Genomic DNA, 265 nt, shown 5'->3' on the forward strand with positions numbered 1-265 from the left:
GTGTAAAGGTTAAATCAATATCTACATTACTCCAACCGAGGTTTTGATGATAAATACGCCAAGGCTGTCGCGTATTATCTATGGTTTTAGCATTATCATCTTGCTCATTAGCTGGCAAATTTAAACCATCACGGACAAACATCACAGACGGTAAATAATAAATATGCCCATCCAGCCAGCACGCATTTTCGCTAACCCCTGTTTCATTGACGCCCATTGCTAGATTTAGGGCAAAATGACGACGGTCTGGCAAATAGCTATTAAT

At 40.0% G+C, this 265-nt stretch carries 1 pseudogene; it reads right to left on the reverse strand.

What is annotated here, in order from left to right:
- A pseudogene (locus tag AAEY87_RS14075) lies at positions 1–265 on the reverse strand (DUF2804 domain-containing protein); the annotation flags it as partial.

The organism is Psychrobacter sp. S1-30-MNA-CIBAN-0213, assembly GCF_040309845.1.
Classification (GTDB): domain Bacteria; phylum Pseudomonadota; class Gammaproteobacteria; order Pseudomonadales; family Moraxellaceae; genus Psychrobacter.